The 20,780-nt window shown below is 32.5% G+C and carries 21 protein-coding genes; 12 read left to right on the top strand and 9 right to left on the bottom strand.

The window, feature by feature from the left end; all coding sequences use genetic code 11:
- Positions 1-29: 29 nt before the first annotated feature.
- Positions 30-1,010: a pyruvate dehydrogenase complex E1 component subunit beta gene (locus AC3IF2_RS01005; RefSeq protein ID WP_489165145.1), complete on the bottom strand. Its 981-nt coding sequence runs from the start codon at positions 1,008-1,010 to the stop codon at positions 30-32.
- 326 nt (positions 1,011-1,336) lie between these two features.
- On the opposite strand from AC3IF2_RS01005, the gene AC3IF2_RS01000 reads away from it, so the two are divergent.
- The 10 genes from AC3IF2_RS01000 (at position 1,337) to AC3IF2_RS00955 (ending at position 9,391) form a co-directional block, all read left to right on the top strand.
- Positions 1,337-2,281, top strand: coding sequence for a hypothetical protein (locus AC3IF2_RS01000; RefSeq protein WP_489165144.1), 945 nt, complete (start codon positions 1,337-1,339; stop codon positions 2,279-2,281).
- A 51-nt stretch (positions 2,282-2,332) separates the two neighbouring features.
- Positions 2,333-3,079 (top strand): electron transfer flavoprotein subunit beta/FixA family protein, encoded by a 747-nt coding sequence (locus AC3IF2_RS00995; protein WP_489165143.1) that lies wholly within the window; start codon positions 2,333-2,335, stop codon positions 3,077-3,079.
- A gap of 26 nt (positions 3,080-3,105) precedes the next feature.
- Positions 3,106-4,074 carry an electron transfer flavoprotein subunit alpha/FixB family protein gene (locus tag AC3IF2_RS00990; RefSeq protein WP_489165142.1) on the top strand — a complete coding sequence of 323 codons (969 nt, stop codon included), beginning with the start codon at positions 3,106-3,108 and terminating at the stop codon, positions 4,072-4,074.
- An 83-nt stretch (positions 4,075-4,157) separates the two neighbouring features.
- Complete coding sequence (locus AC3IF2_RS00985) at positions 4,158-4,769, top strand: bifunctional nuclease family protein (protein ID WP_489165141.1); 612 nt, start codon at positions 4,158-4,160, stop codon at positions 4,767-4,769.
- 674 nt (positions 4,770-5,443) lie between these two features.
- A complete protein-coding gene (locus AC3IF2_RS00980; protein ID WP_489166897.1) occupies positions 5,444-6,808 on the top strand; it encodes a NupC/NupG family nucleoside CNT transporter in 1,365 nt (454 codons plus the stop codon).
- Positions 6,809-6,897: 89 nt separating this feature from the next.
- Positions 6,898-7,722: a thymidylate synthase gene (locus AC3IF2_RS00975; RefSeq protein ID WP_489165140.1), complete on the top strand. Its 825-nt coding sequence runs from the start codon at positions 6,898-6,900 to the stop codon at positions 7,720-7,722.
- Between the two features lies 1 nt (position 7,723).
- Complete coding sequence (locus AC3IF2_RS00970; protein WP_489165139.1) at positions 7,724-8,176, top strand: DinB family protein; 453 nt, start codon at positions 7,724-7,726, stop codon at positions 8,174-8,176.
- 92 nt (positions 8,177-8,268) lie between these two features.
- Positions 8,269-8,460 (top strand): hypothetical protein, encoded by a 192-nt coding sequence (locus tag AC3IF2_RS00965; RefSeq protein ID WP_489165138.1) that lies wholly within the window; start codon positions 8,269-8,271, stop codon positions 8,458-8,460.
- Between the two features lie 65 nt (positions 8,461-8,525).
- Positions 8,526-8,912 (top strand): 2TM domain-containing protein, encoded by a 387-nt coding sequence (locus AC3IF2_RS00960; protein WP_489165137.1) that lies wholly within the window; start codon positions 8,526-8,528, stop codon positions 8,910-8,912.
- Positions 8,909-9,391: a dihydrofolate reductase gene (locus AC3IF2_RS00955; protein ID WP_489165136.1), complete on the top strand. Its 483-nt coding sequence runs from the start codon at positions 8,909-8,911 to the stop codon at positions 9,389-9,391. Before AC3IF2_RS00960 ends, AC3IF2_RS00955 begins: the two co-directional genes overlap by 4 nt.
- A gap of 4 nt (positions 9,392-9,395) precedes the next feature.
- On the opposite strand, the gene sppA is transcribed toward AC3IF2_RS00955, so the two are convergent.
- Positions 9,396-11,156 carry a signal peptide peptidase SppA gene (sppA, locus tag AC3IF2_RS00950; RefSeq protein ID WP_489165135.1) on the bottom strand — a complete coding sequence of 587 codons (1,761 nt, stop codon included), beginning with the start codon at positions 11,154-11,156 and terminating at the stop codon, positions 9,396-9,398.
- A 140-nt stretch (positions 11,157-11,296) separates the two neighbouring features.
- On the opposite strand from sppA, the gene folK reads away from it, so the two are divergent.
- Positions 11,297-12,430 carry a 2-amino-4-hydroxy-6-hydroxymethyldihydropteridine diphosphokinase gene (gene folK, locus AC3IF2_RS00945; RefSeq protein ID WP_489165134.1) on the top strand — a complete coding sequence of 378 codons (1,134 nt, stop codon included), beginning with the start codon at positions 11,297-11,299 and terminating at the stop codon, positions 12,428-12,430.
- 86 nt (positions 12,431-12,516) lie between these two features.
- Here folK and gldC read toward each other — a convergent pair whose 3' ends face one another.
- The gene (gldC, locus tag AC3IF2_RS00940) at positions 12,517-12,852 is read right to left on the bottom strand and encodes a gliding motility protein GldC (protein ID WP_489165133.1); all 336 of its coding nucleotides are present in this window, start codon (positions 12,850-12,852) and stop codon (positions 12,517-12,519) included.
- 73 nt (positions 12,853-12,925) lie between these two features.
- Entirely contained in the window at positions 12,926-13,885 is a 960-nt protein-coding gene (gene gldB / locus AC3IF2_RS00935) for a gliding motility lipoprotein GldB (protein ID WP_489165132.1), read from the bottom strand.
- Positions 13,886-14,067: 182 nt separating this feature from the next.
- Here gldB and nadE point away from each other — a divergent pair, with 182 nt between their 5' ends.
- A complete protein-coding gene (nadE, locus tag AC3IF2_RS00930; RefSeq protein WP_489165131.1) occupies positions 14,068-14,865 on the top strand; it encodes an NAD(+) synthase in 798 nt (265 codons plus the stop codon).
- Here the strand turns inward: nadE and dnaG are convergent.
- The 5 genes from dnaG to AC3IF2_RS00905 all read right to left on the bottom strand — a co-directional run bounded on the left by dnaG (position 14,862) and on the right by AC3IF2_RS00905 (position 20,733).
- On the bottom strand, positions 14,862-16,823 hold the full coding sequence (dnaG, locus tag AC3IF2_RS00925) for a DNA primase (RefSeq protein ID WP_489165130.1): 1,962 nt from the start codon (positions 16,821-16,823) through the stop codon (positions 14,862-14,864). The genes nadE and dnaG overlap by 4 nt on opposite strands.
- Positions 16,824-16,830: 7 nt before the next feature.
- The gene (clpX, locus tag AC3IF2_RS00920; protein WP_489165129.1) at positions 16,831-18,072 is read right to left on the bottom strand and encodes an ATP-dependent Clp protease ATP-binding subunit ClpX; all 1,242 of its coding nucleotides are present in this window, start codon (positions 18,070-18,072) and stop codon (positions 16,831-16,833) included.
- Between the two features lie 60 nt (positions 18,073-18,132).
- Positions 18,133-18,807: an ATP-dependent Clp endopeptidase proteolytic subunit ClpP gene (clpP, locus tag AC3IF2_RS00915; RefSeq protein ID WP_489165128.1), complete on the bottom strand. Its 675-nt coding sequence runs from the start codon at positions 18,805-18,807 to the stop codon at positions 18,133-18,135.
- A gap of 163 nt (positions 18,808-18,970) precedes the next feature.
- Entirely contained in the window at positions 18,971-20,296 is a 1,326-nt protein-coding gene (tig, locus tag AC3IF2_RS00910; RefSeq protein ID WP_489165127.1) for a trigger factor, read from the bottom strand.
- An 83-nt stretch (positions 20,297-20,379) separates the two neighbouring features.
- Positions 20,380-20,733, bottom strand: a complete 354-nt coding sequence (locus tag AC3IF2_RS00905) for a phage holin family protein (protein ID WP_489165126.1) — start codon at positions 20,731-20,733, stop codon at positions 20,380-20,382.
- Positions 20,734-20,780 lie beyond the last annotated feature (47 nt).

The raw sequence follows: 20,780 nt of genomic DNA, 5'->3' as shown, positions 1-20,780 counted from the left end.
AGGAACCTTTAATACAATTTTAGTGCCAATTATTTAACGTACATCACAGATTTTACTACCTTAACTACATCATCAGCATTGGGTATCCATTCTTGTAATAAAACCGGCGAATATGGTGCAGGAGTATCAGCAGTTGTGATACGTTGTATAGGTGCGTCTAAATAATCGAAAGCTTGTTCTTGTACTTGATAAGTGATTTCAGAAGCTACACTACCAAACGGCCAAGCTTCCTCTAAAATTACCAATCTATTAGTCTTTTTAACTGATTTTAATATCGCATCGTGATCCATCGGACGCACTGTACGTAAATCAATAATTTCAACCGATATACCGTCTTTTTCTAATTCGTCTGCAGCTTTATAAGCTTCTTTGATAATTTTACCAAAAGATACAATGGTTACATCATTACCCTCTCTTTTTATGTCTGCAACTCCAATAGGTAAAATATACTCACCATCTGGCACTTCACCCTTATCACCATACATTTGCTCAGACTCCATAAAAATTACAGGATCTTCATCTCGAATAGCTGCTTTCAATAAACCTTTCGCATCATAAGGATTAGATGGAACAATTACTTTTAATCCAGGAGTATTTGCATACCAACTTTCAAAAGCTTGTGAATGCGTTGCTCCTAGCTGTCCAGCAGAAGCTGTAGGGCCTCTAAAAACAATTGGTATATTAAATTGCCCACCAGACATCTGACGCATTTTGGCAGCATTATTTATAATTTGATCAATACCAACTAAAGAGAAATTAAATGTCATAAATTCAACAATAGGTCTGTTACCATTCATTGCAGAACCAACTGCAATACCTGCAAAACCTAGTTCAGAAATAGGCGTATCTATTACCCTCTTTTCGCCAAATTCGTCTAACATTCCTTTAGAAGCTTTGTAAGCACCATTATATTCTGCAACTTCTTCACCCATTAAATAAATGCTCTCATCTCTACGCATTTCTTCACTCATGGCTTCGCAGATAGCTTCTCTAAACTGAATTGTTCTCATTTGAGTTATTTAAAAATGAATAGCAAAAGTAAGAAAATTACTAGTAAAAAAATGTACTTTTAACGTGCTTTAATCAATATGAGATATTAATGTTTAGCTACTATAATTATTTTAAATCGATTAGAGGTTTGGCTTTAGTAGTTTACCTGTTAATTAATATACTTTTTGTATTAAAATATGGGGCTAGACAAGAATATATTTCTAAATATATTTTACTTCTAATTTATATTATATCAACTTTTATAATATTATATATTATCAATAAAAATAGAATTGTAATTGATAATTTTAAAAAATTTAAGCTCTTTTATCTCATAATTATATTATTGTTTTTTATTGTTTTTATAGTAGTAAATTATTTAATTGATGGCAATTCTCTTAATACAGATAGGTGGTCTGCTTTACAGATTACAGTAGAAAGTACGCTTAATGAAGTTTATCCTTACAATGTAAAAGATCATCTAGGTAAAACCTCATCAAATTTACCGGCACTTTTTTATTTAGGATTACCATTTTACTTACTTGGAAATATCGGATTGTTACAACCCTTTGTTTTTCTTTTGGGAGGATTATTTCTCTTAAGACAAAGTATTAGTCAAACTGATAAACTAACTATTTTAACCTTATTTCTTCTATCTCCTTCTTATCATTGGGAAATATTTGCTAAAAGCGATCTAATGAGTAACATTTTAATACTGTTACTTTTTATCTATTACTGGCATAATAAATACAAAGGGGGTTATTTTAAAAACCCCATACTTCTGGCATTTTTTTGCTCATTCTTTGTTTTAACTAGAGGTGTAGTTTTAATTCCACTAGCCATATTACTTTTTAAAGATTTTATTTTTACTGATTTAAAAACGAAGTTATTCTTTATTGTAGGTGCTCTTATTTCATTAATTTTAATATCGTTACCAATCCTGATCACATTTCCCAACCTTGAAACTATACTTGAGCACAACCCATTTAATCATCAAACAAGGTATGCTCCTAAACTATTACAAATATTAGTACTAATACTTCCATTTTTTTTATCATTCAAAGTAAAAAATATTAATTCAGTAATTATTTTTTCTTTCTACCTTTTTTCTAGTTTTCTAATGATTACTTTTGTTTTAAACATTTATGAAGAGGGGTTTAAACCGAGTTTGTATGGTAATCTTTTTGATATTTCTTATTTAGGAATGATCTTACCTTTTGCTATCTTAACTCTAGCAATAAGTAATAAAAAAATACTATGCGCGCATAGTATTTTCAAAAAAAAGTGGTAACTTCGCTCTCGCTTTTTAGCATATAAATTCTAAAGAAAAAATATAATAAAAATGAAGATATTAGTTTGTATAAGTCATGTGCCAGATACAACTTCAAAAATCAATTTTACAGATAATAACACCAAATTTGACACTAATGGTGTACAGTTTGTAATCAATCCCTATGATGAGTTCTCTTTAACTCGCGCGATGTGGTTTAAAGAAAAGCAAGGAGCCTCAGTAACCGTAGTAAATGTAGGTAATGCAACTACAGAACCTACTTTACGCAAAGCTTTAGCTATTGGCGCTGACGATGCTATCCGTGTAAATGCAGAAGCAACTGATGGTTTTTTTGTTGCAAAACAATTAGCAGAAGTTGTAAAAAATGGTGATTACAACCTTGTTCTTGCGGGTAAAGAATCAATAGATTATAATGGCGGAATGGTACCTGGCATGTTAGCTGCAACTTTAGACTACAATTTTGTAAATGCATGTATTGGTTTAGAAGTAGATGGAAATAATGCTACAGCAACTAGAGAGATAGATGGTGGTAAAGAAACTTTAGAGACAAATCTACCTTTAGTAATTGGTGGGCAAAAAGGAATTGTAGAAGAAAGTGATCTAAGAATACCAAATATGAGAGGTATTATGATGGCTCGCAAAAAACCTCTTTCGGTTGTAGAGCCAGTTAGTGTTGATGCTGCTACAAATACATCTTCTTTTGAAAAACCTGAAGCTAAAGGCGCTGTTAAATTGGTAGATGCCTCTAATGTTGGCGAGCTTGTTAATTTATTGCATAATGAAGCTAAGGTTATCTAATTAATAATAAAACTTAAAAAATATATATGTCTGTTTTAGTTTTTGCCGAATCAACGGATGGAAAATTTAAAAAAATCGCTTTCGAAGCGGTCTCATACGGAAAAAAAGTAGCGGAACAATTAGGTACAAATCTAGTTGCTCTAACTATAAATGCTGACAATGTTTCTGAATTAGGAAACTATGGCGCCGAAAAAGTTGTAAAAGTATCAGATACTCAGCTAAGCACTTTTAACGCTAAGGCTTATGCAAATGTTCTTAAACAGGTTGCTGAAAAAGAAAGTGCAGATGTGGTTATAATTAACTCAAGTACAGATGGCTTGTATTTAGCTCCTATGGTAGCAATTAACTTGCAAGCTGGTTATGCATCTAATGTAGTTGCTTTACCGAGTTCAACTTCACCATTTGTTGTAAAACGTAAAGCTTTTTCTAATAAAGGATTTAATCATACAGAAATAAAAACTACTAACAAGGTTTTAGGATTGGCAAAAAATTCTTTCGGAATTATAGAAAATAATGTTTCTGCCTCAGAAGAAGATTTTTCTCCAGCTTTCGCGGAAGGTGATTTCGGGGTAAACTCTAAATCTGTCGATCGAGCCACTGGCAAAGTTACCATTGCTGATGCTGATATTGTAGTTTCTGGAGGCAGAGGATTAAAAGGCCCAGAAAATTGGGGAATGGTAGAAGAATTAGCAGAAATTTTGGGTGCAGCTACAGCATGCTCTAAGCCTGTTTCAGATTTAGGATGGAGACCTCATAGTGAACATGTTGGACAAACAGGTAAACCTGTTGCATCTAATTTATATATTGCTATCGGTATTTCGGGAGCTATTCAACATTTAGCAGGTATTAATTCTTCTAAAGTAAAAGTAGTTATCAATACTGATCCTGAGGCTCCTTTCTTTAAAGCAGCTGATTATGGTATCGTTGGAGATGCTTTTGAGGTAGTGCCTCAACTAATAGAAAAATTAAAAGAGTTTAAAGCTCAGAACGCATAATTTTTTATAAATTGTGCCTCTAAAGGCTGTCTAATTTTGTACATAAAAGTCCTTAGTCAGACAGTTTTTTATATATTAGTTTTATGAGCTTAGTGCGCCTTAATATTAAAGGAATATCTTATAGTCAAACCCAAAGTGGTGCTTACGCTTTGGTTTTAAATGAAGTTGAAGGCGAACGTACATTGCCTATTATTATTGGTGCCTTCGAAGCGCAATCTATAGCAATAGCCTTAGAAAAAGAGATTAAGCCACCAAGACCTTTAACACACGATTTATTCAAAACGTTTTCAGATCGTTTTCAGATAAAAGTGAAACAGGTTATCATTCATAAATTGGTAGATGGTGTATTTTATTCTAGTTTAATTTGTGAACGCGATCGTATTGAAGAAATTATCGACGCCAGAACCTCAGATGCAATTGCATTGGCTACTCGTTTTAATGCACCTATCTTTACTTACGAAAACATCTTAGATAAAGCTGGTATTTTCCTAAAATCTAAAGAAGAACCTGATTTAGATCCTGCAAATATAGAAGTAGAAGAATTAGTTACAGATATATCAGAAGATACTTCTACGACTTCTTATAGTGATTTTACCTTAGTAGAACTCAACAACAAATTAGACGAAGCCGTTGCTAACGAAGACTACGAATTAGCAGCAAAATTACGAGACGAAATTTCTAAACGTCAAAAATAACCCCTATCAATATGCGAAATTTACTTTGTATTGTATTTGCTTTTATAGCTTTGAGTATTTCTGCTCAAGAAATTGAAAAAAAATGGCAATTTGAGGCTATTACTAACCAAAACAATGAATCACTCTTTAAAATTATTGACTCTGATGTCTTATCTATTGATAAGGGAAAGTTTAAATATCAACTTGCTTCGAAAAATAACTTAAACGCATCAGGAGATTATATCCATAGAGATGATGTTTTAGTATTTTATTATAAAGAACCTAAAGATACTATTAGGACTTATACAATTTCTCAATTAACTGATTCTACCCTAAGTTTTAATGAAAACAACGTTAATTATCAATTTAAAAGCACGCAAAAAATTTTACAGAAATCAAATGATTCAAAAATTAATTATTGGCAACTTTATGAGCATATAATTTATGAAAGCTATCCTGATAGCATAAAAACTAAATTAGATTTTGAAAAGGGAAAAGAATTTCTATCTCTTGATCTTAATGGAGAATATACTTCTATAAATAAAAACCTTTTCAACAAAGGTTATTGGTTGCAAAATAATAACCTGATTATTTTTAAACAAAAAATTCCTCTAGCTGTTGATATTTATTATCAAGTTATCGAAAAGTCGGACAACCATTTAAAATTAAAGAATGGAAACGAGGTGCTAGTTTATATTTCAGATAATCATCCTAATTATTTTCATAAAGAAAAAAGTAAAGATGTAATTATTCCTAGTAAAGGATTTACATTGAACAGCCTTTGGAGAGGAGTTTTAGGAATGCTAACACTTCTATTTATTGCATTTTTGTTTAGCAGTAATCGTAAAGCCATTAACTGGAAAACTGTAGGTTTAGGGCTTGCCTTTCAATTACTTATTGCTATTGGAGTTTTAAAAGTTTCTTTTATCCAAAAGGCATTTGATTTTGTTGGGCAAATTTTTGTAAACATTTTAGACTTTACTAGATCGGGTAGTGAATTCTTATTTAGTGGCGTTATGGACATTAATTCATTTGGATTCATTTTCGCATTTCAAGTTTTACCTACAATAATTTTCTTTTCTGCTCTTACTTCTGTATTGTTTTATTTAGGAATTATACAGAAGGTAGTTAAATTCATGGCCAAGGTATTGACAAGAATACTAGGTATTTCTGGAGCAGAAAGTTTATCTGTTGCTGGTAATATATTTTTAGGTCAAACAGAAGCACCATTATTAATAAAAGCGTATTTAGAAAAAATGAATAAATCTGAAATGCTATTAGTTATGATTGGTGGTATGGCTACCGTAGCTGGTGCGGTATTGGCAGCTTACATAGGTTTTTTAGGAGGTGATGATCCTGTATTAAGATTGGTATATGCAAAGCATTTATTAGCGGCATCTGTAATGGCAGCGCCTGGTGCTATTGTAATTTCTAAAATTTTATACCCTCAAACTGAAGCTGTAAATACAGATGTAAAAGTTTCGCAGGAAAAAATTGGTTCTAATATTTTAGATGCAATTGCAAACGGTACTACTGAAGGCTTGCGTCTTGCTATAAATGTTGGTGCCATGCTACTTGTCTTTATGGCCTTTATAGCAATGATTAATGGAATATTTGGCTGGTTAGGAGATTTTACAACGTTAAACACTTGGATGGCGGCAAATACACCGTATCCAAAACTATCATTGGAATCCGTTCTCGGAACCATTTTTGCTCCTTTAATGTGGTTGATTGGCGTTGCTCGAGAGGATATGATGCTAATGGGACAATTATTAGGTATTAAATTGGCTGCTAGTGAATTTGTAGGCTATATTCAATTAGCTGACTTAAAAGAAGTTGCAAATGCTACACATTTAACTTACAATAAATCAATTATAATGGCTACTTATATGCTTTGTGGCTTTGCAAATTTTGCTTCTATTGGTATTCAAATTGGTGGTATTGGTTCTTTGGCTCCAGGGCAACGTAAAACATTATCAGAATTTGGTATGAAAGCCTTAATTGGAGGTTCGATTGCCTCTTTGATTTCTGCTACTATTGCTGGTATGATTATCGGATAAGCAGTTAATAACTTTTTATACAATTTATAGCTTCGATCGATATGATTTGAAGCTTTTTTTTACTTTTATTTCCACGAAAATGAATTAAAGTGAAGCAGTATTTAGACTTAGTAAAGCATGTTTTAGAAAACGGAAATCAAAAAGGAGATAGAACCGGCACTGGTGCTAAGAGTGTATTTGGTCATCAAATGCGATTTGATCTAAGTGAAGGTTTCCCTATGGTGACTACTAAAAAATTACATTTAAAGTCCATTATTTATGAGTTATTGTGGTTTATAAAAGGGGATACTAATGTAAAATACTTGCAAGAGAATGGAGTACGCATCTGGAATGAGTGGGCAGATGAAAATGGTGATTTAGGACCTGTTTATGGACACCAGTGGCGCAATTGGAATAGTGATGATATCGATCAATTAAAAGAAGTAATTAATACTTTAAAAAATAATCCTAATAGTCGCAGAATGTTGGTCTCAGCTTGGAACCCTTCTGTGCTACCCGATACTTCTATTTCTTTTGGTGAAAATGTTGCAAATGGAAAAGCAGCATTACCCCCTTGTCATGCTTTTTTTCAATTTTATGTTGCAGATGGTAAACTATCCTGTCAATTATATCAAAGAAGCGCAGATATCTTTTTAGGCGTTCCTTTTAATATTGCTTCCTACGCCTTATTTACTATGATGATGGCTCAAGTTTGTGGTTATGAAGCTGGAGAATTTATTCATGTCTTAGGTGATGCGCACATCTATAATAATCATATAGAGCAGTTAGATTTGCAATTGTCTCGTGATCCTCGTCCGTTACCAAAAATGATAATCAATCCCCAAATAAAAAATATAGAAGATTTTACTTTCGAAGATTTTACATTGGTAGATTATAATCCTCACCCACATATTAAAGGTGTGGTGGCAGTATAGTATGAGTTTGCAAAGCAACATACTCGATTTAGAATTACTCATCAATAACTTTCCAGAAAAAGTTAGAAAGATTAATCTTGAACAATTAGAGCACAAACCTTCAGCTCTAAAATGGAGTAAGAAAGAGATTTTAGGGCATTTGGTTGATTCTGCACTTAATAATCTACAGCGGTATATTAGGGTACAATATGAAGACATACCGCATATAGCTTATGAGCAAAATGAGTGGGTTAGAGCTCAAAATTGGCAAGACACACGAGTCGAAGATATTTTAGATCTCTGGCGAGTTGTTAATACTCAAATTTTAAATATTTGGAAGCGTTTTCCAAAAAATAAACTAGATGCAAAAGTAAATGTTTCTAAAAAAGAAAAAGAAGTCTATAGTTTTGTTTTTCTTGCTGATGACTTTATAAAACATTTTGATCATCATGCTTCACAAATACTAACTACTTAATTTTATTTAACGCTCTTTTAACCCAAATAACTTTGATATTACTTATTAACGCAGTAATTTAGAGCAATCAAAAAAACAAAATTGGGAAAATAATGGAAAAAGAACAGCTAAAACTTCACTTAACAGAAAGAATTGAGCGAATTGATGATGTTAATGTACTCAATGCAATACAGTCTATTTTAAACTCTTTAGAAAACGAACAAATCGATTTTAGCGATGTAAATGAAGCCTTAGAAAAGGAAGATTTTAACGACTATATTAAAGAATGGGTTAAGAATATGTAATCCTTTTCATTAAAAAAATTTCTAAAAAATAGTACTTTCGTTATCATTAGAAATATAATCAACTAATGGACTCTAAAGATCAACATGAGGTTTATGAAAAAGCCAGAAAACGCGTTCAACAAAAAAAGCGTTTATACTATCATTTTATAATATTTTTATTAGGTTCTGTATTTTTAATTGTACTAAACCTTTTCTTTAAAGTTGGTGAAAATTTTGGTGAATGGTTTAAATATGCTGTAGCTATATGGTTCTTTTTATGGTTATTGCACTTTATTAATGTGTTTTTTACAAAACGTTTTTTTGGAAAGGATTGGGAACGAATTCAAACTGAGAGTTTGATAGAAAAACACAACAGGAAGCTTGAGAAATTAGAAGACAATCTCATCAAAAAAGGGATTATTACCCCTGAAGATGAATTACCCGATTCAGAAAAAAAAAATCTAGATCAGTGATTACTTTAATTGCTGCTATTGGTAAAAATGGTGAATTGGGTAAAGACAATGATCTTATATGGCACTTGCCAAATGATCTAAAGCGTTTTAAAAAAGTTACTTCTGGTCATCATGTGATTATGGGTAGAAAAACTTTTGAATCTTTAGGCAAACCATTACCTAAGCGTACCAATATTATTATTACCAGAAATAAAGATTATACTGCAGAAAGTTGTGTTGTTGTAAATTCTTTAGAGGCTGCGATTGAAGCTGCTAGGGCTGATGACAATCCTTATATTTTAGGTGGAGCACAAATCTACAAACAAGCTATAGAAGTTGCTGATGTATTAGATCTTACTTTGGTAGATGCAGAACTAGAAGCTGATGCTTTTTTCCCTACTGTAGATATGTCTATATGGAAAGAAGTTTCTCGCCAAGATTTTAAAGCTGACGAGAAGCATCAATACAATTATAGTTTTGTAACCTATATTAGAAAGTAATCAATTACTTTATTTCAATTTCGAAAGGCATTCTGGCTTGTATCCCTTTTAATTTAGAAATTCTTTTTACTGATTGATAAACTTTATAATTTTCTATACCTAGCTCTTCTTTTAAGATATTTTCTTTGCTTGCTTTTGCAAAGGAAAATGGTTGAAAAGCATCTTCAAAATTCTTTTTAAATCTCGGGTAATTGGTGGTTTTATAATCTGAAATTTCAGCTAATTCAGCAGCAGCTTTAATGGCATCATCCAATCCGCCAAGCTCATCTACCAATCCGTTACCTACTGCTTCTTTACCAGACCAAACTCTACCTTGTGCGATACTATCAACCTCAGCAAAAGTCATATTTCTACCATCTGCAACTCTAGTTACAAAGGTCTTATAGATATCTTCGATACCTTCTTTTACAAAACCATGAAATTCTTCACTCATAGGTTCAAAAACACTATATCCGCTCGATTGTCTATTGGTGCCTACCTGTTCTGCATTAATACCAATATTATCTGCAAATCCTTTAATATTCGGTATAGCTCCAAAAACACCAATGGACCCAGTTATTGTTGATGGTTCAGCAAAAATCTTATTTGCATTACAAGCAATATAATAGCCTCCAGAAGCAGCTAGATTACCCATAGAAACCACTAGCGGCTTTTCTGCTTTAGTTAATTCTAATTCTCTCCAGATTAATTCTGAAGCTAAAGCACTACCTCCTGGAGAATTTACACGTAAAACTATTGCTTTTACATTTTTGTCTTTTCTAACCTTTTTAAGTGCTTTTATAATAGATTCTTGACCAATATAATTTTCATCGCCTTCGCCATACATAATTTCGCCTAGCGCATAGATTACAGCGACTTTATTTTTAGATGTAGATTTTATACGACCCTTACCCGAAGAAACATAATCTTTTAACGATATAACATTCAACTTTCCATCTTCTTTAACTCCAATTTCGGATTTTAATTTGGCTGTATACTCATCAGCATATAATTGATCATCAATCATATTGTTTTCAATAGCCAATTCAGGATTTCTAGCTAATAGATCATCTGCAATAGTATTAATTTCTGCTTCAGATTTATTTCTACTTGTAGCTATGTCAGTTGTCATTTTACTCCAAATAGATTTTAAGAACGATTCCATTTGTTCACGATTGGCATCGCTCATTTTATTAGTTAAAAATGGTTCTACTGCACTTTTGTATTTACCATGACGGATAACTTCCATTTTAATACCATATTTATCCTCAAAATCTTTAAAGTATAAGACCTCACTAGACAATCCTTTAAAATCGATCATCCCTACAGGGTTCAAATACAAAGAATCTGCTACTGAACTTACATAGTAATTTTTCTGAGTATAATAATCGGCATACGCAGTAATAAACTTACCAGATTCTTTAAAATCTAACAACTTATCGCGAATAGCTTGGGTTTGTGCCAAACCAGCATTAACACCGGTAGTTTTAATACTAATTCCTTTAATATTATCATCAGTCTTGGCATTCTCTATAGCGTTTATAATTTCGTGTAATTCTAATACGTCAGAATCTCCTTCGCCAATTAGATCAGCAAATGGATCGGTTACACTATAATCATCTTTTACTTTTTCAGCTAAATTCAATTCTAAAACAGAATCTTTTTTAACCACTACTTTATCAGCATCGCCAAATGCCGAGCCAATAATCATAAACATTAGAAACATAATGCCAAAGGCTATAAAAAACCCTAGTATTGCCGCTAATAGTTCTCTTAAAAATGTCATTTTGTTGTTGTTTTATTTTTTTGTTATTCTATCAGTCTCTGCTTACTGCAATAAGTTACAACCGACACGCAAAATGTTCATAAATTGCGTTTACAAATATAACTTTTTATGCCCTGTTTTTAGTTTCTTTGTAATCCTTTATGAAGATACAAAGAATCACATATTTATCTTTAGGCAGTAACCAAGGAAATAAGCTCGAAAATCTACAAAAAGCTATTGATCTTATTGCCGAAAAAGTAGGACATGTTCTAAAAATTTCTTCCGTTTATAAAACTGCTTCTTGGGGGTTTGAAAGTGAACATTTCTTGAATATTTGTGTCGAGGTTGCTACAAATCTAAATCCTGAAATATTATTAAAAAACGCTCTAGAAATTGAAAAGAAATTAGGTAGAGAGCGAAATAATTCAGACGAATATCAATCTCGTATTATAGACATTGATGTCTTACTTTTTGAAGACGAGGTTATTTTTTATAAAGATCTAAAAGTTCCACATCCTAGAATGTTGGATCGCAAATTTGTACTAGTTCCTTTAGCGGAGATTGCTCCAAATACACAACATCCAATAGCTAAAAAGACAATTCTAATTTGTTTACAAGGTTGTGACGATGCGACTGAAATTGATAAAACAGATTTAGTTTTGAATCGGCCTACATCTTTAGTAGAAAAGTATAATTATATAGCGATTGAAGGTAATATTGGTGCTGGCAAAACAACTTTAGCACATAAAATAGGTGATGATTTTAATGCAAAATTGGTATTAGAACGTTTTGCTGACAATCCTTTTTTACCAAAATTTTACGAGGATAATGACAGATATGCTTTTCCGCTAGAAATGAGTTTTTTAGCTGACCGATACTCACAACTTTCTGATGATTTAGCTCAGTTTGATCTCTTTAAAAATTTTATAGTTTCTGATTATTATATTTTTAAATCACTCATTTTCGCTCAGGTCACCTTAGCAAAAGAAGAATATGTTTTATACAGACGTATGTTTGATATTATGTACAAAGAAATTACCAAGCCAGATCTCTATATATATCTGTATCAAAATACGGAGCGATTACTTGAAAATATTAAAAAACGTGGTCGTGATTACGAACAAAATATAGGGGCTAATTATCTTGAAAAGATCCATCAAGGCTATTCTGGATTTATAAAAACAGAACAAGAATTAAATACGTTAATTATTGATGTTTCTGAGCTTGACTTTGTAAATAAATCTGAAGACTATAATCAAATCATTAAACAAATCAATGATTTTGAGTTGAAATAACACCTCAATGTCCTTCCTGCGTAGGCAGGAATCCAAAGTGTTTTTGCAAGGTTTCTGGATTCTGCTTCGGGTGCGGAATGACAAAACTACTTGTTTAACAACTCAAGCTTTTCAGCAAAATAATCACAAAAATCACGCATGGTAGCCGTCATTTTTTCATCGTTCGTAGCACGATAAAAAGTATCTGACATGGATAGTAATGTTTGATGAAAGAAATGTTTCATTTCTTCTAAAGGCATGTCTTTAGTCCACAAATCCATTTTAAGTGTTTCTTTCTTTTTTTGATCCCAAACCGAGATTAAAAAAGCTTTGGTGTCTTCGTTAGAAATACCTCCATCTTGAGCATCCCAAGATAACTTTTCTGGTATTTTATTTTCATCTAACTCTACGGTAAATTTTATTTCTGAAGTGTGTGTTGACATAGTATAATTTTATATCATATTGAGTACAGTCGAAATATCTCAATTAGATTCTTCGCTTAGCTCTGAATGACAGCTATTTTGTTGGTTTATATTTTGATTGTTTAAAAATTTCTTCGTTATCAGTTTGCAACATTTTTTGTAAAGACACATCATTATTTTGCATATAAGCCTTTACTATCTGCCAACCTAACCACACTCCTATCCTCCCTGGGCTTTCATTATCATTTGCTTGGTAGAATTTAGAAAACGGTGCATTATCAATAAATCTTCTATTTAATTCTTGGTCATTACTAAACAATAACTTGTTTTCTACAAAGTACTTCCAAACCCCCTCATCATTAAATGATGCCCAATCTAGTTGCTCTTGTGTATAGCCAATTTTGTGTGCATCTTTCGTTTTAGGTAAAAATGAATCTACCAAATAAAGCAACTTACCATGCTGAATCATTTTGGAAATAAATGTTCTGCTTTTTGGCCTAGGTAATTCTCTTTCAGCAAATTTTTTGGCAACCTCAACGACCATATAATCTCTAGTAAAATTCTGTTTGATATAATCTGGAAAATCTTGATAAACTTTACTATCCTTACCTAAGAAAACATCTAAAGAAATAAACAACAAACTATCAGCATAAATAACACTATTCTGATAGTCTACATTAGACATTACTGTGTAAACCGTAGGTTCTTTAAAGCCATCGTAATAATATTTTACATGTTTAAATAGGTCTGATAACTGTTTCGATTGTTTATGAAAATCTACATATCTGGTATTTACTTCTCTAAACAATTCTTGTTCATCTTTGTCTTGCATCTTGGCTACCCAGACACTATCAGGTACATTTGCAGGAAATAAATTAGGATATTTTTGTTTTAACCCGTCTAGATCTGAACTATCGGCAGTGTAAAAATCTTGCTCAAAGCGTTTTACTAAAACTTCAGCTTCTATATTAGAAATATCTATTGCTTCTTTGTCTTTTTTTACGCAATTTAAACTTAGTAATGCAACTATAAAAAGGATAAGGTCTCTATACACTTTATTGTAATTTTTGTACTTTCGTTTTATTCAAAAAACAAATTAGTTAGTGTCATTCTGAACACAGTGAAGAATCTAAAAGATGCTTCGACAAGTTCAGCATGACATTCTTAAAATAGAATTAAATATTAACTAAATTTCTTTGAATTAATAATGCGACAAAACTACTAAATTGTTTCTCAATGCAAACCGAAAAAGTCACAAAACATATTGTTAAATGGTTAAAAGAATATGCTACAAATGCCAAGGTAAATGGTTTTGTAGTAGGTGTTTCTGGCGGAATTGACTCTGCTGTTACTTCTACGCTTTGCGCAGAAACAGGTTTTGATGTGCTCTGCCTAGAAATGCCTATTCATCAAGGGATAAATCAAGTGAACAGAGCTCAAGAGCATATTGCTCAATTAAAAAAGCGTTATAACAATGTTAGTTCACTGAATGTAGATTTAACCTCAACATTTGATGAAATGAAATCTGTTTTAACTAAAGACAACAATGTTGCCCAAGATAAGATTGATCTTTCTTTAGGAAATACACGCGCACGCTTACGAATGACAACCTTATATTACCATGCAGGTATAAATGGATACTTGGTTTGCGGCACTGGTAACAAAGTAGAAGATTTTGGTGTAGGTTTCTTTACAAAATATGGAGACGGTGGTGTAGACTTAAGCCCAATAGCAGACCTTTTAAAATCTGAAGTTTACCAAGTAGGCAACTACTTAAAAGTGCCAGAGTCTATTTTAGTAGCTAAACCAACTGATGGATTGTTTGGTGATGCCAGAACTGACGAAGACCAGATTGGTGCTAGCTATGATGAGTTAGAATGGGCTATGGTACAAGTCGATAATGGTAAAACTGCCAATGATTTTGAAGGTAGAGAAAAACGAGTTCTAGAAATTTATCTATGGCGTAATAAAGCCAATAAACATAAAATGGTAGCTATACCGGTATGTGAGATACCGAAAGAGTTAATGAGCTAAACCACTCTATATAATTTTTCGTATAACAGTTTTTTAAGTGAAGTATAATTTACCACCATCTCTAACATAACTTGTTTTTCCTTTTCCTCTGTAGATTCGTCTAGCAATTCTTTAATTTTGAGCTCAATTAAAATACGGCGTAAATTTAAAATGGCATCCATTACCAATTTGGTAAGATTCTTGTCTTTTTGTCTTACATAGATTTCTTTTCGTATCCAATCACTTAAGACGTATTTTTCATCATCCATTAAAATATCTGTAACGGCTTTACCAACTTCTACATCTTCATGGTTTACAAAAGCATCAATATTTATTTGCTCATCTTGATTTAGTTGATGAATCGCTTCGTAATAGATCTTTTTGAATATCTCGTTACTAAATTCTATTTCGTCATCTTGTAGGTGCAAATAGATTTCGTTTGATACCGTATTTTTATATTCTTCTTTTACAATTTTTATATTGCCTTCTTCATCTTCTTGCTCTACATAATCTACAAAGTCAACTGTTTGGTTGCCATAGAGTAATAAAATTTCGATCAGTTTTTTTTCTAGTCGATTTAACTGATCTACTTTCTCTAATTGTTGTTGCTGTGGTTTGGCTTTTACTACTTCGAAAGATGAACCTTGTTGTTGTGGTCGCTTAGAAACATCTCGTAATTCTCGCTTTGCTAATTGTGCTAATTCACTAAACAGTACTTTTTCTGAAATTTCCATGATCTTAGCGCACTCTTGCACATAGATCTCGCGCTGAATATTATTAGGTATTTTAGAAATGCTCACTACTATATCACGAATTAATCCTGCTTTTTTTACAGGATCATTCTGCGCTTCTTCCATTAACAGCGATACCTTAAACTGAATAAAATCCTGCGCATTGGCATTAAGATATTCTTTCAGTTCTTCTTCAGTATGTGCTTTAGCAAAACTATCTGGGTCTTCTCCTTCCGCGAAAGCGACTACCTTTACATTCATGCCTTGTTCAAGAATTAAATCAATTCCGCGAAGCGAAGCTCTAATACCAGCAGCGTCACCATCAAACAATACCGTAATATTTTGGGTTAGTCGACTTACCAAACGGATTTGTTCGGGTGTTAATGCGGTACCTGAAGACGCCACCACATTTTTAACACCAGATTGGTAAAACGAAATTACATCAGTATAACCCTCTACCAAATAACAATTATCTTCTTTGGCAATAGTTTGTTTGGCATGGTAAATACCGTATAGAATCTTACTCTTATGATAAATTTCACTTTCTGGGGAGTTTAGGTATTTAGCTGCTTTCTTCTCGTTAGATAAAATACGACCACCAAAACCTAATACACGACCACTCATAGAATGGATAGGAAACAATACACGGCCTTTAAAACGATCGAATTGTTTTTCTTCTTTAACTATGGTTAATCCGGTTTTTTCTAAAAACTCTAGCTGATATCCTTTTTTTAGTGCAGTTTCCGTAAAAGCATTCCAATCATCTAAGCCATATCCTAATTCGAAGGTTTTGATGGTTTCGTCAGTAAAACCACGTTCTTTAAAATAGCTTAAGCCAATTGACTTGCCTTTTTCGGTGTTCAGTAAAATATCATGAAAGTAATTACGAGCATATTCAGAAACCAAATACATGCTTTCGCGCTCGTTAGCCTGTTCTTTTTGCTCATCAGACTGCTCGGTTTCCTCAATTTCTATATTGTACTTTTTAGCGAGATAACGAATCGCTTCAGGATATGTGTAGTGCTCATGTTCCATTAAAAATGAAATGGCATTACCACCTTTGCCCGAACTAAAATCTTTCCAAATTTGCTTAACGGGTGACACCATAAAAGAAGGTGTCTTCTCTTCTGCAAATGGGCTTAATCCTTTAAAATTACTGCCTGCTTTTTTAAGCTGCACAAAATCACCAATAACCTCTTCTACACGAGCCGTTTCAAAAACTTTGTCTATGGTGTTTCTGGTAATCATAGATAATTTATGATACCGCTTTTAGCTTACTTAATGTAGAGTTTGTAAGTTTAGATTCAGCGTATTTTTTAGTAACCTTTAATGATTTTTCTTCAGAACCAGGTAATTCGAACATAGCATCAGTAAGAATTGCCTCACATAACGAGCGTAAACCACGTGCACCTAGTTTATACTCTACTGCTTTATCTACAATATAGTGTAGTGCTTTTTCGTCTATACTAAAATCAATACCATCCATTTCAAACAACTTTTCGTATTGCTTGATAATAGCATTCTTTGGCTCAGTTAATATAGCTCTAAGTGTACCTGCATCAAGAGGATTCATATATGTCAATACTGGCAAACGGCCTATAATTTCTGGAATTAATCCGAAATCTTTTAGATCTTTTGGCACAATATATTGTAACAAGTTACCTTCATCTACTCTTTCATCGCTCTTTGATGCACTATAACCTACTGCCTGCATGTTTAATCGTCTGCTAATTACTCGATCGATACCATCAAAAGCGCCACCAGCAATAAATAAAATATTGCGTGTATCTACCTCAACAAATTTTTGGTCTGGATGCTTGCGACCTCCTTTGGGTGGTACATTTACTGTAGTTCCTTCTAATAGTTTTAGTAGTGCTTGTTGCACACCTTCACCAGAAACATCTCGTGTAATTGATGGGTTATCACTTTTACGCGCAATCTTATCGATCTCGTCAATAAAAACAATTCCTTTTTCGGCTTTTTGGGTGTTATAATCAGCTGCTTGTAATAAGCGTGTAAGGATTGTTTCAACATCTTCCCCAACATAACCTGCCTCGGTTAAAACAGTTGCATCGACAATAGCAAAAGGCACATTCAACATCTTAGCAATTGTGCGCGCTAATAAGGTTTTACCAGTACCTGTTTCTCCCACCAACATGATATTAGATTTTTCGATCTCTATATCATCTTCTTTCTTGCTGGGTTTTTGTAATAATCTTTTATAGTGATTATATACAGCAACAGCCAATACTTTTTTAGCTTGATGCTGACCAATAATATATTCATCTAAAAAATTCTTGATCTCCAGCGGCTTCTTTAAAACCAATTCACCAGACAAGCCAGTTGAATCTGTTTCTGAAATTTCTTCTAAAACAATGCCATGAGCCTGCTCGATACATCTGTCACATATATGTGCATCTAAACCTGCAATCAATAAGTTAGTTTCAGCTTTTTTACGAGCGCAAAACGAACATTCTAATTCTTCCTTCTTTGCCATAATCTACTTGTAGGTACTAAGTTACTTTATTCTTAACTCAAAATACCTTGCTATATTTTATTAACTTCTAGTTAAAATTTCATCTACCATCCCGTATGCTTTCGCTTCTTCAGCTTTCATCCAGTAATCTCTATCAGAATCATCATGCACTTTTTTAACGGTTTGCCCGGAATGCTTCGCAATAATCTGATACAATTCATCCTTTAATTTTAAGATCTCACGAGCGGTAATTTCAATATCTGAAGCTTGACCTTGCGCACCTCCTAATGGTTGATGAATCATAATACGTGAATGTGGTAATGCGGAACGTTTTCCCTTCGTTCCAGCACACATTAATACCGCCGCCATAGAAGCTGCCATACCCGTACAGATAGTAGCTACATCTGGTTTAATGAATTGCATAGTGTCATACATACCCAAACCAGCATATACACTTCCACCTGGAGAATTAATATAAATAGAAATATCTTTTGAATTATCTGTACTTTCTAAAAACAATAATTGCGCTTGTACAACATTTGCTACATAATCATCAATAGCTGTCCCTAAGAAAATGATACGATCCATCATTAAACGTGAAAAAACATCGAAAACAGCGATGTTCATTTGACGTTCCTCTATAATGTTTGGCGTTAATCCAACAGGATACATAGCACTGATCATTTTATCATAATACATGCTATTGATACCGTGATGTTTGGTTGCGTATTTTTTAAATTCGTCTCCGTAATTCATTGGTAGTTTTTAATATATGTTTAAGCAGTAAATATACTAACATTATTCTAATGTTGTATTTGAGTAATTTACTAAATATTTAACAAAAAAAACCGAAAAGTAATTTTCGGGTTTTAACTATTTATGACCCTTCGACAGCGCTCAGGGTGACAATTTTTATGTATTATTTGTAAACCTCTTTTACAAAATCATCAAAAGAAATTTCTTTCTCTTTTAATTTTACATTTTCTTTAAAGAAGTCTAATAATTTCTGACTCATTAATTGTTCTGATAAACGCTTTACCTCGTCTTGATTACCTAAAATTCTACCTGCAATTTCGTCTAATTCTTTTTCTTCTGGATTTGTATTACCAAACTGAGCCATTTGACCTTTAATAAATCCTTTAGCAAATTCTTTAAGTTCATCAAATGTTACCTGCAAGTTGTTCTCTTTTGCGATCTTACCTTCAATTAATTGATAACGCAAGCCTTTTTCAGAACGATTATATTCTTCAGTCGCTTCCTCTGTAGATAATTGTTTTTCTCCAGCAACAGCTAACCATTTTTGTAAGAATTCAGCTGGTAATTCGAACTTTGTGTTTTCAATTAGGCTTTCTGTAACCGCATTTAATAATTGCTGATCTGATTGTTGCTCGAATTGCTTTTCTGCATCTTCTTTCAACTTAGCTTCAAATTCTTTTTTATTCTTTACTGCACCTTCACCAAATAATTTATCAAATAATTCTTGATTTAATTCAGCTGGTTCAGTTTCAGTAATTTCTTCAACAGTAAATTTTACAACGATATCTAATCCGTGAGCATCATCATGTGAAACACCTAAATGATTCTGTAGTAAATGATCATCTGTAAATAATCCTTTTGTTTTCAACTCAATTACATCACCAACTTTAGCGCCTACAAACTTTTTTAAGTTTGGCTTACCTTTTACTTTATCAAGTTTAAAAGTCGATTTCTTTTCAATCTCTTTCTCCTCATTTACAAAAATTCCTGTAACATTAGAATTTTCAGCAACTTCAGCTTGAGTGATCATTTTACCATATCGATCTTGAATATTCTTGATCTGGTCGTCAATCATCTTTTTATCAGCTACGATCTTATAGCGTGTAATTGCTTTTTTCGGCTTTAAGTTTACCTCAAATTCTGGCGCTAAGCCTAATTCGAACTCGAAAGAAAATTTATCAGCATCCCAAGAAAAATCATCAGATTGTGCTTTAGGTAACGGATTACCTAAAATATCTAACTTCTCTTCTACCAAAAACTTACTTAAAGAATCTTGTAACAATTTGTTTACCTCATCGATCATTACAGGCTTACCATATTGCTTTTTTACCAAACTCATCGGCACATGTCCTTTTCTAAAACCAGGTATATTTGCTTTTTTACGGTAATCTTGTAAAATCTCAGTTACTTTATCTTGATAATCGTCTTGAGTAATATCAATTTTTACAACTGCATTTAAATCGTCAATCTTTTCTTTTGTAATATTCATTTTCTAAACTATTATTTCTTTCGTAAACTCTGTTGACTTTTGAGGGCGCAAAATTAGTAAATTTCTGTTATAAAACAATTTAACTATGCTTTTGTTTTTTTCTCTTTTAAGAAGGAATATAGTATTGATTGAAAAAAGGATAGTAACAAACTAAATAGTAACGCATACCAAAATCCGGAAACGGAAAAACCATCTATTAATTTGTCGGCTAATAATATAATACCTGCATTAATAACAAAAAGGAACAGCCCTAATGTTAGGATGGTAATAGGTAAAGTAAAAAGTATCAATAATGGTCTCACAAAAATTCTCAATAAACCTAATACAATAGCAACGATAATTGCAGATGTATAACCGTCTACTTGAACTCCTGGTAATATTTGAGCTAAAATAACCACCGCAATGGCGGTTAACAGCATTTTTAAAATTAATTTCATGTACAATAACTTATAGTTGGTAAAATTCTATCTATAAGTATGCCAAA

It is taken from the genome of Maritimimonas rapanae (genome assembly GCF_057837205.1).
The sequence above is the reverse complement of the archived record's forward strand: the minus strand, read 5'-3'. Positions and strand labels throughout refer to the sequence as shown.

Bases quoted from the DNA above. Each gene is read 5' to 3' on its own strand.
- AC3IF2_RS01005 (WP_489165145.1), bottom strand. From the start codon at position 1,010: ATGAGAACAATTCAGTTTAGAGAAGCTATCTGCGAAGCCATGAGTGAA.
- AC3IF2_RS00995 (WP_489165143.1), top strand. From the start codon at position 2,333: ATGAAGATATTAGTTTGTATAAGTCATGTGCCAGATACAACTTCAAAA.
- AC3IF2_RS00990 (WP_489165142.1), top strand. From the start codon at position 3,106: ATGTCTGTTTTAGTTTTTGCCGAATCAACGGATGGAAAATTTAAAAAA.
- AC3IF2_RS00985 (WP_489165141.1), top strand. From the start codon at position 4,158: ATGAGCTTAGTGCGCCTTAATATTAAAGGAATATCTTATAGTCAAACC.
- AC3IF2_RS00970 (WP_489165139.1), top strand. From the start codon at position 7,724: ATGAGTTTGCAAAGCAACATACTCGATTTAGAATTACTCATCAATAAC.
- AC3IF2_RS00965 (WP_489165138.1), top strand. From the start codon at position 8,269: ATGGAAAAAGAACAGCTAAAACTTCACTTAACAGAAAGAATTGAGCGA.
- AC3IF2_RS00960 (WP_489165137.1), top strand. From the start codon at position 8,526: ATGGACTCTAAAGATCAACATGAGGTTTATGAAAAAGCCAGAAAACGC.
- sppA (WP_489165135.1), bottom strand. From the start codon at position 11,156: ATGACATTTTTAAGAGAACTATTAGCGGCAATACTAGGGTTTTTTATA.
- folK (WP_489165134.1), top strand. From the start codon at position 11,297: ATGAAGATACAAAGAATCACATATTTATCTTTAGGCAGTAACCAAGGA.
- gldC (WP_489165133.1), bottom strand. From the start codon at position 12,852: ATGTCAACACACACTTCAGAAATAAAATTTACCGTAGAGTTAGATGAA.
- nadE (WP_489165131.1), top strand. From the start codon at position 14,068: ATGCAAACCGAAAAAGTCACAAAACATATTGTTAAATGGTTAAAAGAA.
- dnaG (WP_489165130.1), bottom strand. From the start codon at position 16,823: ATGATTACCAGAAACACCATAGACAAAGTTTTTGAAACGGCTCGTGTA.
- clpX (WP_489165129.1), bottom strand. From the start codon at position 18,072: ATGGCAAAGAAGGAAGAATTAGAATGTTCGTTTTGCGCTCGTAAAAAA.
- clpP (WP_489165128.1), bottom strand. From the start codon at position 18,807: ATGAATTACGGAGACGAATTTAAAAAATACGCAACCAAACATCACGGT.
- tig (WP_489165127.1), bottom strand. From the start codon at position 20,296: ATGAATATTACAAAAGAAAAGATTGACGATTTAAATGCAGTTGTAAAA.
- AC3IF2_RS00905 (WP_489165126.1), bottom strand. From the start codon at position 20,733: ATGAAATTAATTTTAAAAATGCTGTTAACCGCCATTGCGGTGGTTATT.